13 protein-coding genes are annotated in these 13,366 nt (G+C 67.4%); 5 read left to right on the top strand and 8 right to left on the bottom strand.

Translation table 11 applies throughout. The features are described from left to right. Nucleotides 1–63 precede the first annotated feature (63 nt). Complete coding sequence (locus tag AC5P7X_RS02185) at nucleotides 64–882, bottom strand: SDR family oxidoreductase (protein WP_053497484.1); 819 nt, start codon at nucleotides 880–882, stop codon at nucleotides 64–66. 108 nt (nucleotides 883–990) lie between these two features. Between AC5P7X_RS02185 and AC5P7X_RS02180 the strand changes: the two genes are divergently transcribed. Further along, nucleotides 991–1,674 (top strand): hypothetical protein, encoded by a 684-nt coding sequence (locus tag AC5P7X_RS02180; protein ID WP_005419028.1) that lies wholly within the window; start codon nucleotides 991–993, stop codon nucleotides 1,672–1,674. Between the two features lie 109 nt (nucleotides 1,675–1,783). Here AC5P7X_RS02180 and AC5P7X_RS02175 read toward each other — a convergent pair whose 3' ends face one another. Together AC5P7X_RS02175 and AC5P7X_RS02170 are read right to left on the bottom strand one after the other, a co-directional pair. Then, nucleotides 1,784–2,290, bottom strand: a complete 507-nt coding sequence (locus tag AC5P7X_RS02175) for a DUF2867 domain-containing protein (RefSeq protein WP_053497486.1) — start codon at nucleotides 2,288–2,290, stop codon at nucleotides 1,784–1,786. After that, nucleotides 2,287–2,949: a serine/threonine-protein kinase gene (locus AC5P7X_RS02170; protein WP_049413709.1), complete on the bottom strand. Its 663-nt coding sequence runs from the start codon at nucleotides 2,947–2,949 to the stop codon at nucleotides 2,287–2,289. The genes AC5P7X_RS02175 and AC5P7X_RS02170 overlap by 4 nt, the downstream gene beginning before the upstream one ends. An 85-nt stretch (nucleotides 2,950–3,034) precedes the next feature. On the opposite strand from AC5P7X_RS02170, the gene AC5P7X_RS02165 reads away from it, so the two are divergent. After that, on the top strand, nucleotides 3,035–5,032 hold the full coding sequence (locus tag AC5P7X_RS02165) for a bifunctional DedA family/phosphatase PAP2 family protein (RefSeq protein ID WP_032954490.1): 1,998 nt from the start codon (nucleotides 3,035–3,037) through the stop codon (nucleotides 5,030–5,032). A 122-nt stretch (nucleotides 5,033–5,154) separates the two neighbouring features. On the opposite strand, the gene AC5P7X_RS02160 is transcribed toward AC5P7X_RS02165, so the two are convergent. From AC5P7X_RS02160 to AC5P7X_RS02150, 3 genes are all read right to left on the bottom strand, one after another. Beyond that, nucleotides 5,155–5,733 carry an LON peptidase substrate-binding domain-containing protein gene (locus AC5P7X_RS02160; RefSeq protein ID WP_005419042.1) on the bottom strand — a complete coding sequence of 193 codons (579 nt, stop codon included), beginning with the start codon at nucleotides 5,731–5,733 and terminating at the stop codon, nucleotides 5,155–5,157. Next, nucleotides 5,730–7,094 (bottom strand): UDP-N-acetylmuramate:L-alanyl-gamma-D-glutamyl-meso-diaminopimelate ligase, encoded by a 1,365-nt coding sequence (gene mpl / locus AC5P7X_RS02155; protein ID WP_069139256.1) that lies wholly within the window; start codon nucleotides 7,092–7,094, stop codon nucleotides 5,730–5,732. Before mpl ends, AC5P7X_RS02160 begins: the two co-directional genes overlap by 4 nt. 328 nt (nucleotides 7,095–7,422) lie before the next feature. Further along, nucleotides 7,423–7,986 carry an adenylate kinase gene (locus AC5P7X_RS02150; RefSeq protein WP_005419045.1) on the bottom strand — a complete coding sequence of 188 codons (564 nt, stop codon included), beginning with the start codon at nucleotides 7,984–7,986 and terminating at the stop codon, nucleotides 7,423–7,425. Nucleotides 7,987–8,122: 136 nt separating this feature from the next. On the opposite strand from AC5P7X_RS02150, the gene AC5P7X_RS02145 reads away from it, so the two are divergent. Then, nucleotides 8,123–9,379: a 6-phosphofructokinase gene (locus AC5P7X_RS02145; RefSeq protein ID WP_053497492.1), complete on the top strand. Its 1,257-nt coding sequence runs from the start codon at nucleotides 8,123–8,125 to the stop codon at nucleotides 9,377–9,379. Nucleotides 9,380–9,496: 117 nt separating this feature from the next. Further along, a complete protein-coding gene (locus AC5P7X_RS02140) occupies nucleotides 9,497–9,886 on the top strand; it encodes a DUF488 domain-containing protein (RefSeq protein ID WP_329842671.1) in 390 nt (129 codons plus the stop codon). A gap of 52 nt (nucleotides 9,887–9,938) precedes the next feature. Here the strand turns inward: AC5P7X_RS02140 and AC5P7X_RS02135 are convergent, their stop codons facing one another. Next, nucleotides 9,939–10,442 carry a hypothetical protein gene (locus tag AC5P7X_RS02135; RefSeq protein ID WP_061480501.1) on the bottom strand — a complete coding sequence of 168 codons (504 nt, stop codon included), beginning with the start codon at nucleotides 10,440–10,442 and terminating at the stop codon, nucleotides 9,939–9,941. 308 nt (nucleotides 10,443–10,750) lie between these two features. On the opposite strand from AC5P7X_RS02135, the gene AC5P7X_RS02130 reads away from it, so the two are divergent. Further along, nucleotides 10,751–12,778, top strand: coding sequence for a sodium-translocating pyrophosphatase (locus tag AC5P7X_RS02130; RefSeq protein WP_065185342.1), 2,028 nt, complete (start codon nucleotides 10,751–10,753; stop codon nucleotides 12,776–12,778). Nucleotides 12,779–12,897: 119 nt separating this feature from the next. On the opposite strand, the gene AC5P7X_RS02125 is transcribed toward AC5P7X_RS02130, so the two are convergent. Continuing rightward, a complete protein-coding gene (locus tag AC5P7X_RS02125) occupies nucleotides 12,898–13,341 on the bottom strand; it encodes a YbaN family protein (RefSeq protein WP_206620350.1) in 444 nt (147 codons plus the stop codon). Between the last annotated feature and the right edge of the window lie 25 nt (nucleotides 13,342–13,366).

Raw genomic sequence — 13,366 nt, 5'->3', positions numbered from 1 at the left:
AGCCCTGTATTCTAGCGCAGCAGGCCGAGGGCCGCAGCCCTCGGCCCTTGCACAACGTAGCACTCAGTCCAGGAACAGATCCGGCAACAACGACCGCGACGGGTCCACGGCATAGCCGGACAGATCGCTGACGCCGGCCTGTGCCAGCACTTCATCGTCGATCAGGAACTGGCCATTGAAGCCCGCCGCTTCGCGCACCAGCACCGCATGCGCGGCGTCGGCCATGATCTGCGGCGTACGGCAGCCGGCCGCATCGACGCCCGGAATCATGTTGATCGCATCGGTGGCGATCACCGTGCGCGGCCACAGCGCGTTCACCGCCACACCCTGCGGGCCGAATTCCGCGGCCAGGCCGAGCGTGACGAAGCTCATGCCCATCTTCGCCAGCGTGTAGCCGGTATGCGCGCCCCACCACTTCGGTTCCAGGCTCGGCGGCGGTGCCAGGGTCAGGATGTGCGGGTTCGGCGCCTGCAGCAGGTACGGCAGGCAGGCCTGCGCACACAGGAAGCTGCCACGCGAATTGACCTGCTGCATCAGGTCGAAGCGTTTCATCGGCGTATCCAGCGTGCCACGCAGCCAGATCGCGCTGGCGTTGTTGATCAGGATGTCGATGCCCCCAAAGGTGTCGACCGTGGCCGCAACCGCGGCCTGCACCTGCTCTTCCTCGCGGATATCGCACTTCAGCGCCAGCCCTTGGCCACCGGCGGCGGTAACGGCCTCGGCCGCGCTGTGGATGGTACCTGGCAGCTTCGGGTTCGGCACCGCCGACTTGGCCGCAATGGCCACGTTCGCCCCGTCACGCGCAGCGCGCAGTGCGATGGCCAGGCCGATGCCACGCGAGGCACCCGTGATGAAAAGCGTTTTGCCCTGCAGACTGCCCACGTTCCACACTCCAGCGTATGCAATGAGCCGCTAGTATGCCGCGCCGACGTGGAGTTCACCCGGCCTTGACGATACTGGCGCCTCCAGTCAACGCACGAGGTCCACGCCATGCGCCGTTCCCGCCTGTTGCTGCCTGCCCTGGGGCTTGCCCTGCTGACCGCCTGCCAGGGCCGTTCGCCGGAACCCGGCAAGGAACCGTCGGCCGGTGACACGCCCAGCGCGGAGAAAGCCGCCGCAGACGGCAAACTGCGCTGGAGCGAGGCAGTGGTGTGGGATGGCGACCTCAACGCCTGCCGCCAGGGCGGGAATGCAGCCACGCGGGAGTGCCTGCGCGATGCGATGCGCGCTGGTGGCGCAAGCGCCGATGCCATTGCTGCCGCCGAACAGTTGTCCACTGGCGGCGAGCTGGCCTACGTGACGGCCTGGCACGAGAACGAAGGCCTGGGCATTGCCACGGTCGAGTATCCGTTCCGCGCCAACACCAACGAGGGCACCCGCCTGGTCGACGCCACCGGCAAGCGCATCGATGTGGATGCCGTGCAGCTGGACGACACCCTGCGTGCCGACCCCGCCGTGCAGGCCCTGCTGAAGGACCACCCGCAGGCCACGCCGTTCGCACCGGCGCAGTCGGCCGGGGCCACGCCGCTGGAGAACGGCGGCATCCGCCTGCTGTACCGCACGCCGCTGCGTGACTGCCACGCCTGCCCGGATGTAGGCCAGCTGCAGATCGCCTACGACTTCGATGCCAAGCGCAACTTCATCGGCCAGCAGGTAGTGCCGGCAACGCCGTAAGGTCGCCGGCCTCTGTAGAGCCGAGCCATGCTCGGCTGATTGAATGCAGCCGAGCATGGCTCGGCTCTACAATACGGTTCTGCCCGGCGCATCCACGCATCGCGTGGATCTACCGGTACGCCTGCGCCTGCTTCCTCAGCAGATGCGGCACGATCAGCTGATGCACCGGCGCAACCGGCAGCATGTACATGCGCCCGAACGCGTTGTGCGTATGCACCACGGTCGCCACTTCCAGCACGTCGCCCTTCCACTGCAGGGCCAGCTGCACACGCAGGTGGCGGTCGTCGTCTTCCAGCACGATGGCATCGTCACTGAGCGACTGCAGGGTGAAGATGCCCAGTCGCTGCCCGGGTTGAGGATCCGCAACATCCTGCACCGCGCGCAACGAGCCCAGGTGCTTCATGCCGAGCAGGCGCATGCCGCGATTGCGCAGCGCCATCAGCCCATCGAACCAGCCGGGAATGGTCGCGGCCATATCGCGATAGGCCTGCAAGGCCGAGCGCCCATCACGATGGGTTGTTGCCTGGCAGGCGTGCACGAAGTCGGCACCGGCCAGCTGTGGGCGCAGGACGCTGCCCGCACTCGGTGGGCCGGTCACTACCTGCAGTGGACTCACGGCTTGGGCCCCTGCCCCTCGTTGTCTTCCCAATGCAGGATGCGACGGGTAACGAAGCGGTAGACCGGCTTGCCCGTGGCGAACCACAGTTCGCGCACCCACGAGGTGCGCTTGAGCACGCGCTTTTCCACTGGGGTGAGCGACTCACGGCAGTACATGCGCTTGTGCTTGAGCAGGTGGCGCAGGTCCTCGCGGGCCAGCAGGCGCATCCAGCGCGAGCGCGGGTTGCCGATCACTGCCAGCTGGAAGTCGATCAATGCAGGGCGGCCGTCTTCGGTCACCAGCCAGTTGGCTTCCTTGGCCAGGTCGTTGTGGGCCACGCCGCGCCGATGCAGCTGCTGCAGCAGCCGACGCGCGGCGCGGAACCAGGCCAGGTCGCCACGCGGTGGGCGCTGGTACATGGCGTCGCCGGCCATGAAACTGCGGTCGAGATGATGCCCATTCCACGCCAGCAGCTGCGGCACGTCGGCCATGCCATGGATATGGCGCAGCGCGCGCGCTTCGCGGCGGGCCAGCCACCAGGCCGGCAGGCGCAACCACAGCGGCGTGGCGCCCAGGTCACGGCGTACGAAGGGGCCGGCAGGCCCTTCCACACGGAGGATGCGACCGAAGCTGTCGGCCTTCAAAGCATGTGGTGGCGTGTCTGGCGTATGCGGCATGGGCCCATTCTAGGCGATGGCGCCGGTTGCAAACGGTCACCAAGCGGCTGGGAACCAGTCACCTTCACGCCCCTATAATCGGGCAATGGACTCTTCATGGATCGACGCCACGCTTGCGTGGATTGCCGCTCACCCCGTGCTGGCGGGTGCCGTTATCTTCCTCATCGCCTTCTGCGATGCGGTGATCATTCTCGGCGCCATCGTGCCGGCGCTGCCGCTGCTGTTTGCGGTGGGCGTGTTCATCGGCCTGGGCCAGATCTCCGGACCGTACGCGGTGGCGGCGGCCGCACTGGGCGCATTCGCCGGCGATGGCATCAGTTACTGGATCGGGCGCCGCTGGGGCGACCGCCTGCGTGGCGTGTGGCCGTTCAGCCGTTACCCGCAGCTGCTCGACCGCGGCGAGAACCTGTTCCGCCGCAACGCGTTCAAGAGCATTCTGGTGGCACGCTACGTCGGCGCGATCCGGCCGTTCGTGCCGGCCATCGCGGGCATGATGAAGATGCCAGCCAGCCGCTATGTACAGGCCAGTGGTATCGCCAGCATTTCATGGGCGGTGCTGTTCCTGGCCCCCGGCTGGATTCTTGGCGAGGCCTATGACGCGGTGGCCGCAGTAGCCGGTCGGCTGGTGGTGGTGGTCGGCCTGCTGGCGGTGATCCTTGGCCTGGTCTGGGCCATCGTGCTGTACGGCTACCGCTGGTCGGCCGCGCGCATGGACAACTGGCTGGCACGCCTGCTCGACTGGTCCAACCGCCATCCGACGCTGGGCCGCTACACCGTCGGCGTGCTGGACCCGAAGCGGCGCGAGTCGGTGCCGCTGGCGATGCTGGCGCTGATGCTGCTGGTGCTGGGCTGGGGCTGGTTCGCGCTGCTGACCGTGGTGGTCGCGCATGGCGAGCCACTGGCGATCGACCTGCTGGTACACCAGGCAATGCTGGCCCTGCGCAACCCGCTGGCCGATTACCCGATGGCCGCGCTGGCGTCGCTGGGCGCCTGGCAGGTGCTGCTGCCGGCCACTGCGGCGGCGATGGGCTACCTGGTCTGGCGCCGGCGCTGGATGGCGGCCGCGCACTGGCTGGCCGCGCTGGCTTTCGGCCTGGCGCTGACCATGCTGCTCGGCGCTACCGTCGATGTTGTGCGCCCGGTCGACGCCAGCAGCGGCTTCGGCTTCCCGTCGGTGTCGGTGACGATGGCCACCATCACCTTCGGCTTCTTCGCGGTGCTGATCGCCCGCGAGATGCCCGGCCGTACCCGCGTCTGGCCGTACCTGGTGTCGGGCATCGTGGTCAGCCTGATCGGCTTCTCGCGCCTGTACCTGGGCGCGCATTGGCTGAGCGATGTGATCGGCGGCATGCTGTTCGGCACGTTCTGGCTGCTGGTGCTGGGCATCGCCTACCGCCGCCGCTTCAACCGCTCGTTCTGGGTGAAGCCGGTGGCATGGCTGTTCTACGGCGTCTTCGCCGTCGCCGCGATGTGGTACGCACCGCGCAACATCCCGGTGAAGCTGGAACGCTTCGAGCCGACCTTGCCGGCCCCGCAGGCAATGGACACGCAGGCCTGGTGGCAGCACGACTGGGCGACACTGCCGGCGCGCCGCAACGAGTTCGATGACGACCAGCGCTGGCCGCTGGACGTGCAGGTGGCCGGTCCGCTGGCACCGCTGCAGGCGCAACTGGAAGCGCGCGGCTGGAAGCGGCAGGAGCAGGCCGGCTGGCAGCAGGCGCTGCTGATGCTGGACAAGAACACCGGCGCCGATGAACTGCCGGTGCTGCCGGCGACGCTGGAAACCCGCGTGGAAGCGCTGTTGATGGTACGCCCGGGTACACACCGTGATGAGCGCTACGTACTGCGCCTGTGGCCGGCCCCTGCGCAGTTGCAGCCGGGCAACACGCCGCTGTGGCTGGGCAGTGCACAGACCCTGCGCTACGAACGCCATTTCGAGTGGATCGGCATGTGGCACCCGCTGCGTGGCGTCGACCCGGCATTGAATGCCGTAAAGGACGCCGTGCAGGACCTGCCGCAGCGCGAGGACGTGCACAGCGAAACCGGGTTGCCGGTGCTGCGGTTGAAGACCACCACGCCCTGACCGGTACCGGTCGCGATCACCCAGTGTAGAGCCGAGCCCATGCTCGGCTGCTCTTCGCGGGATCCATCAAGCCGAGCATAGGCTCGGCTCTACAGCAGATCCACGCCATGCGTGGATGGCTTCTACGGCATCCAGCCCAGCAGCTGCTGCAATCGCTGGTGCGGATCGTCCATCTGCAGCAGCTGAAGGCGCTGCTGCTCGCTCAGCGGCAGCAGCTCGGCCAGCCGCCAGCCGACCCAGCTGGCCTGGTCCAGCAGCGCCGGATTGGCCGGCGCATAGGCCTCGCCGGCCTGCTCGATGATGTGCCCCAGCACCGTGGCCAGCAGTGCATGCTGCGGCCGCAGTTCGTCATCGGGGTCTTCCTCGCACCAGCGCACATCAGCCACCACCAGGCCGTTGTCGCGCACGCGGGTGCGCTCGACATGGAAGCGACGGGTGCCGCGCAGGCGCAGCTGCAGCACGCCGTCGGCGCCGACATCGAAGTCTTCGATGCGTACCTGCACGCCAAAGGCCGCCGGTGTCGCCGGTGCGCCGACCTCCTCACCCTCGAGGATCAGGCAGACACCAAATCCCTCACCACTGCGGCCGCTGTCGCGGACCAGGTCCAGATAGCGCCGCTCGAACACGCGCAGGCCTACCGCTGCACCCGGTACCAGCGCGGTGTGCAGCGGGAACAGCGGCAGCGAGCCGTCGCCGCTCATCGGGCCTGCAGCGCGGCGAGGAAGCGGCGCGGGGCACCGTCGAAGCCACCGTTGGACATGAATATTACGTGGTCGCCGCTGCGCGCGCTGGCCTGCAGCTGCGCCAGCAATGCGTCGGTATCGGGCACCGCGTGGGCTTCGCCACGCACCGCGGCGATCACCGCCGCAGCATCCCAGGCCAGTTCCGGGCGATGCAGGAACACCACTTCATCGGCCAGCGCCAACGAGGGAGCCAGCGCCTGCGCATGTGCGCCCAGCCGCATCGAGTTGCTGCGCGGCTCCATCGCGACCACGATGCGCGCATCACCCACCTTGGAACGCAGGCCCTCCAGCGTGGTGGCGATCGCAGTCGGATGGTGGGCGAAATCGTCGTAGACGGTGATGCCGTCATGGCTGCCGATCACTTCCATGCGGCGCTTGACGCTGCGGAAGCGTGCCAGCGCCGGAATAACCTGGGCGGGTGCCACGCCCACTGCATGCGCGGCGGCCAGCGCGGCCAATCCATTGAGCACGTTGTGGCGGCCCAGCAGCGACCACTGCACATCACCCAGCGCCTGCCCACGATGGTGCACGCGGAAGGCGCTGCCATCAGCGGCCAGCAGCTCGGCATGCCATTCCAGCGACGGATCGAATCCGAAGCGCTCGACCGGGGTCCAGCAGCCCATCGCCAGCACTTCGGCAAGGTACTGATCCTCGCCGTTGACGATCAGCCGCCCACGTGCGGGTACGGTACGCACCAGATGGTGGAACTGGCGCTGGATCGCGGCCACGTCCGGGAAGATGTCGGCGTGGTCGTACTCAAGGTTGTTGAGGATGGCCACCAGCGGCCGGTAGTGCACGAACTTGCTGCGCTTGTCGAAGAAGGCCGTGTCGTACTCATCGGCTTCGACCACGAACTCGCGCCCCTGGCCCAGGCGGGCGGAGACACCGAAATCCTCGGCGACACCGCCGATCAGGAAGCCCGGCGAGCGCCCTGCACTTTCCAGCAGCCAGGTGAGGATGGTGGTGGTGGTGGTCTTGCCGTGGGTACCGGCCACGGCCAGCGTGTCGCGGCCCGGCAGCACCTGCTCGGACAGCCACTGCGCGCCGGAGATATAGCGCTGGCCGGCATCGAGCACGGCTTCCACGGCGGCATTGCCGCGCGACAGCGCGTTGCCGATCACCACCTCGTCGGTACCGGCCGGCACGCTGTCGGCACGGTAGCCCTGGTCCAGCGTGATGCCCAGCTGTTCGAGCTGGGTCGACATCGGCGGGTAGATGGCCTGGTCGCTGCCGCTGACGGAATGCCCAAGTTCCCGCGCCAGGGCGGCCACGCCGCCCATGAAGGTGCCGGCAATTGCAAGGATATGTACGCTGCTCATGACCGAGGATTGTGACCGATGACGGCTGTATAGGGCCAATGTCCGCTATCGGGTAAGACAACCCCTACACGGGATGTGAGAAAACTCCAATCAGCTGTCAGGGAATTCCCGATAGCGATGTTCTGTGAACCCGGACACAATTCGAACTGCCAGCCGCAGTACCCGAACCGGTCCTACTCCCCAAGAGGCCATCCCCAAGGGAGCTCATGCTGCGGGGCCCTGAGCAAGCCCTTCGCTGGCGCCTATCAAACGACACAGGCCTGATCCTCGCGGACCAGGCCTGTGTTTTTTGCGCCTGAAGGACCGGACGCATGCCGGCCCCGCCGGATCAGGCCTTGATCGCTGCCAGGATGCGGGCTTCGATCTCGTCCAGCTCACCGACGCCATCGACGCGGGCCAGGGTGCCACGGCCGGCGTAGAAATCGACCACCGGGGCGGTCTGGTCGTTGTAGACCTGCAGGCGCTGGCGCACCGCTTCCGGGTTGTCATCGGCGCGGCCCTGCTCCTTGGCGCGGCCGGCGATGCGGTCCACCAACAGCTCGGTGGGCACATCCAGCTGCACCACCGCGTCCAGCGGCTGGCCGATCTTGGCCAGCAGGCCATCCATCGCATTGGCCTGGGCCACATTGCGCGGGTAGCCATCGAGGATGAAGCCCTTGGCGACATCAGCCTGGGTCAGGCGCGACTCCAGCATGCCCAGCAGGATGTCGTCCGACACCAGGTTGCCGGCATCCATCACCGTCTTGGCCTGCTTGCCCAGCTCCGTGCCGGCGGCGATTTCCGCGCGCAGCATGTCACCGGTCGAAATGTGGGCGATCCCCAGCTTTTCCTTCAGGCGCGTCGCCTGTGTCCCCTTGCCCGAACCGGGCGGTCCCAACAGAACCAATCGCATTGACCTGACTCCAACGTGTTGAAAACAAAGAAGGTTCGCGTCCCGGACGGTCCGGTATCGCTGCACCGCAATAGCGCCACTTTACCGCATCCGGGTAATGTCCCTGCAATGTCCCCTCCCCCGAGCAGGTAGAAGCATGCGCAACGGTACTCTCCTTTATGCCCAGTCCGGCGGTGTCACCGCCGTCATCAATGCCACGGCGGCAGCGGTGATCGAGCAGGCCCGGGCCAATGGCATCAAGGTCCTGGCGGCCCGCAACGGCATCCTCGGCGCGCTGCGCGAGGAGCTGATCGACACCAGCAGGGAGAGTGCCGCCGCGATCCGCGCCCTCGCCCATACCCCGGGCGGCGCCTTCGGCTCGTGCCGGGTCAAGCTGAAATCGCTGGATGCCGACCGCGCCCGCTATGACCGCCTGCTGGAGGTGCTGCAGGCCCACGACGTGCGCTGGTTCCTCTACAACGGCGGCAACGACTCGGCCGACACCGCACTGAAGGTCTCGCAGCTGGCCAAGGCCTCCGGCTACGACCTGACCTGTATCGGCGTGCCCAAGACCATCGACAACGACCTTGCCGTTACCGATACCTGCCCCGGCTTCGGGTCAGCGGCCAAGTACACCGCGGTCTCGGTGCGCGAAGCAGCACTGGACGTGGCGGCGATGGCCGAAACGTCCACCCGTGTCTTCATCTACGAAGCGATGGGCCGCCACGCCGGCTGGCTGGCCGCCGCCGCCGGCCTGGCCGGCAACGGTGATGACGAAGCGCCGCACATCATCCTGCTGCCCGAGCGCGCCTACGACGAGGCCACGTTCCTGGCCAAGGTGAAAGCCGTGGTCGAGCGCGTCGGCTACTGCGTGGTGGTGGCGTCGGAAGGCATTGCAACCGCCGATGGCCGCTTCGTTGCCGATGCCGGCGGTGGCAAGGACTCGTTCGGTCATTCGCAGCTCGGCGGCGTGGCGGCGCACCTGGCCGGCCGGGTCAAGGATCAGCTGGGCCTGAAGGTGCACTGGGCACTGCCCGATTACCTGCAGCGCTCGGCCCGCCACCTGGCCAGCAGGACCGACTGGGAGCAGGCGCAGGCGGTGGGCAAGGCCGCGGTGCAGCTGGCACTGAAGGGCCAGAATGGCGTGATGCCGGTGATCGTGCGCAGCAGCGATGCGCCCTATCGCTGGAAGATCGAAGCGGCGCCGCTGTCGAAGATCGCCAACCACGAGAAGAAGATGCCGGCTGGTTTCATCCGCCGCGATGGCTTCGGCATCACGGCCAGGGCGCGCGCCTACCTGTCACCATTGATCAAGGGCGAAGCACCGCTTCCCTATGGCACCGATGGCCTGCCGAAGTACGTCACCCTGAAGAACGTAGCGGTGAAGCAGAAACTGCCGGCCTTCGAAGGCTGACCTGAAAAAGGGGACGGAGGGGATTAAGTCGCATACGCCCCTCTGTCATCTCCAACAGCATCAGCAGTGGGTCGGATACGACTTAATCCCCTCCGTCCCCTTTTCATGGAGATCATCATGGCACTGCGTGTTGTCCGACTCGGTACGCCGCGCCAACCCGGCGAGGGACTGCGCATTGGCACCGTTCGGCGCCCACCGCGCGGCGTGCCGCGCAGCGAGTTCGCCCGACAGGACTGGTACGACGTCTGGTTTCCTACGCTGTCACCCAGCGCGGAGCTGGTGAAGCGGGCACATGAGGCAACGACGGCGGCCGATTGGACCGCCTTCTTCCGCCATTACAAGGCCGAGATAAAGGCGCCCGATGCCGCCCACGCGCTGGACCTTCTGGCCGCGATGTCGCAACACAGCGACATCAGCGTGGGCTGCTACTGCGAGGATGAAGCGCACTGCCACCGCAGGGCATTGCGCGAGCTGCTGGTGGCGCGCGGGGCAATGCTGGCGGATTGATCAGCCGGATGTCGGCCGTGGATGACGGCACGGGTGCACCACCCACGCGACTTCAATTGCAGGCCTTGCCTTCCATCTGCAGCTGCGCGGCGAACATCGTCACCTGCGGAATCTGGCCGGCGGCGGCCTGTTTCTTCGCCTCCTCCAGGTAAATGCGCGATTGGCCCTGCCCGTCCAGCTCGACCTTGTGGCTCGACGGCAGGCGCCACACCCGCACCACCGCCTGCTGCGCCGGGCACGCGGCGTTGGGCACGCGGATCACATCGTTGAGTTTCCAGCCCTTGTCGGCACTTGGCTGCGCCTTGGTGTAATCGACGAAGCGCGCGCGTGGCTGGCATTGCTCGCTGGTCCGGACGGCGGAGAAGCGATATGGCGCGGCGGCATCACCGGTGAACGCACCTTCCAGCCGCGCGCAGGCCTCGGGGATCTGCCGCAGCGTATGCACGGCGCCCACCGCCTGCGGCGCCCCGACCGCACGCTGCAGTTCCGGCGTTTCCGCAGCGAAGGCCGGTGCGGCCGGGACCAGGGCGGCAAGCATCAACAGGGACAGGCGCATGGGGGATCTCCTACGGGGCTGTGCGCAGGCTTGCAGAGGCTGCCTTAACGGGGTGCAAAGGCCGTTGGCTCGCGGATCATGCCCAGGGCCCGACGGCATGCGCCGCGGCTCCCAGGAGCCGGTCGAGCATGGCTCGACTCTACAACTGACGGCCCGCATACTGCGGGCACCAGGGAATGCTGAACACCGCCATACGTCGGACGACCACCAAGGTCGGTACGGGTTGGTTCCAGGCTGCAGCCCGTCGTCCCCCTCGTGGTGCCGTTCATCGCCACTGGATGCCTACATCCATTCTGCGGAGGGGTCTAATGCTGGAACGTCACGGGCTGTCACTGGCGCTGGGCTGCGCCATTCTCGCGATCCTGTTCGGAATCGTCTCGGCGCGCTGGATCCTGCGCCAACCCACCGGCAATGCACGCATGATCGCGATCGCTACCGCGATCCAGGAAGGTGCGCGTGCCTATCTCAACCGCCAGTACCTGACCATCGGCATCGCCGGCGTGGTGCTGTTCGTGCTGGTCGGCATCTTCCTCAGCTGGTACACCGCGATTGGTTTTGCAGTCGGCGCGGTGCTGTCCGGCGCCGCCGGCTACATCGGCATGAACGTGTCGGTACGCGCCAACGTGCGTACCGCAGAGGCGGCGCGCAACGGCATCAGCGCGGCGATGGACGTCGCCTTCCGCGGCGGCGCGATCACCGGCATGCTGGTGGTCGGGCTGGGCCTGCTGGGCGTGGCCGGCTACTACGCACTGCTGCTGCGCATGGGCCTGCCGATGGAACAGGCGCTGCACGCGCTGGTCGGCCTGGCCTTCGGCTCCTCGCTGATCTCGATCTTCGCGCGCCTGGGCGGCGGCATCTTCACCAAGGGCGCCGACGTGGGTGCCGACCTGGTCGGCAAGGTCGAAGCCGGCATTCCCGAGGACGATCCGCGCAACCCGGCGGTGATCGCCGACAACGTCGGTGACAACGTCGGCGACTGCGCCGGCATGGCGGCCGACCTGTTCGAGACCTACGCGGTGACCGTGATCGCCACCATGCTGCTGGGCAGCCTGATGCTGGCCGAAGCCGGTGCCAACGCGGTGCTGTATCCGCTGGTACTGGGCGGCGTGTCGATCATTGCTTCGATCATCGGCGCGCTGTTCGTCAAGGTGAAGCCAGGCGGCTCGATCATGGGCGCGCTGTACAAGGGCGTGATCGTTTCCGGCGTGCTGGCCGCCATCGCCTTCTACCCGATCACCACCGGACTGATGTCCGACAACGTGCATGGACCAATGGCGCTGTATGGCTGCGCGCTGATCGGCCTGGTCCTGACCGGCCTGATCGTGTGGATCACCGAGTACTACACCGGCACCCAGTACAAGCCGGTGCAGCACGTGGCGCAGGCGTCGACCACCGGCCACGGCACCAACATCATCGCCGGACTCGGCATCTCGATGAAATCCACCGCGCTGCCGGTGGTGGCGGTGTGTGCGGCGATCTGGGGTGCGTTCGCACTGGGCGGCCTGTACGGCATCGCCATTGCCGCCACCGCGATGCTGTCGATGGCAGGGATGATCGTCGCCCTCGATGCCTACGGCCCGATCACCGACAACGCCGGTGGCATCGCCGAAATGGCCGAGCTGCCTTCGGAGATCCGCGACATCACCGACCCGCTGGATGCGGTGGGCAACACCACCAAGGCCGTGACCAAGGGCTATGCGATCGGCTCGGCGGCGCTGGCGGCACTGGTGCTGTTCGCCGACTACACCCACAACCTGCAGGCAGCCAATCCCGGCCAGGAGTTCCGCTTCGATCTCAGCGACCACACGGTGATCATCGGCCTGTTGATCGGCGGCCTGATTCCCTACCTGTTCGGTGCGATGGCGATGGAAGCGGTCGGCCGCGCGGCGGGCGCAGTGGTGGAAGAAGTGCGCCGCCAGTTCCGCGAGATTCCCGGCATCATGCAGGGCACCGGCAAGCCGCAGTACGACAAGGCGGTGGACATGCTGACCCGCTCGGCGATCCGCGAAATGATCGTGCCCTCGCTGTTGCCGGTCGCCGTGCCGGTGGTGGTCGGCCTGCTGCTGGGGCCGCGCGCACTGGGCGGCCTGCTGATCGGCACGATCGTCACCGGCCTGTTCGTGGCCATCTCGATGACCACCGGCGGCGGCGCCTGGGACAACGCCAAGAAATACATCGAGGATGGCCACTTCGGTGGCAAGGGCAGCGAAGCGCACAAGGCTGCGGTGACCGGCGATACCGTCGGTGACCCGTACAAGGACACCGCCGGCCCGGCAATCAATCCGCTGATCAAGATCATCAACATCGTGGCGCTGCTGCTGGTGCCGCTGCTGTAGATCCACGCGACGCGTGGATGGCAGGCTCGACGGGGCCAGAACCCTTTCCTGCGGAAAGGGTTCTGACCCCGATGGCGGTCACCGCCCGCGCAGGAAGAACCACACGGGCACCATCACGTTCACCGGGTCGCCGGCCACCTCGGGCGGCGGCGGGCCGCGCGAGGATCGTTGGCGTCGTCCACTTCCACGACCGGATTGGGCTCCGGTCGCGGTGCCGGCCGGCTGAGCACGTAACCGGCGCTGGCGGCAAAGAACAGGCCCACGCCGAGCAACAGGCGCCACGACGGATGCGCGCCCCAGCAGAACAGGGCAAAGCCCGCCGCCATGCCTGCGCTGGCAAACGCCTTGCCCTTGCCCGACACGGCACCCTGCTCGCGCCACAGCCGCAGCGACGGGCCGTAGCGTGGATGCGCCAGCAGGCGCTGCTCGAACTTCGGCGAGCTGCGCGCGAAGCAGCCCACCGCGAGGATCAGGAAGATGGTGGTCGGCATGACTGGCAGCAATGCGCCGATCACCCCGAGGCCGACCATCAGCCAGCCCAGCGCGAACCAGAGCCAGCGCATCAGCGCTGCACCTGCGGGCGCGCGC

The sequence above is a fragment of the Stenotrophomonas sp. YJH_SMC_53 genome, from assembly GCF_059369995.1.
Note: the sequence above shows the minus strand (reverse complement) of the source record. Positions and strands in the feature narration are given on the sequence as shown.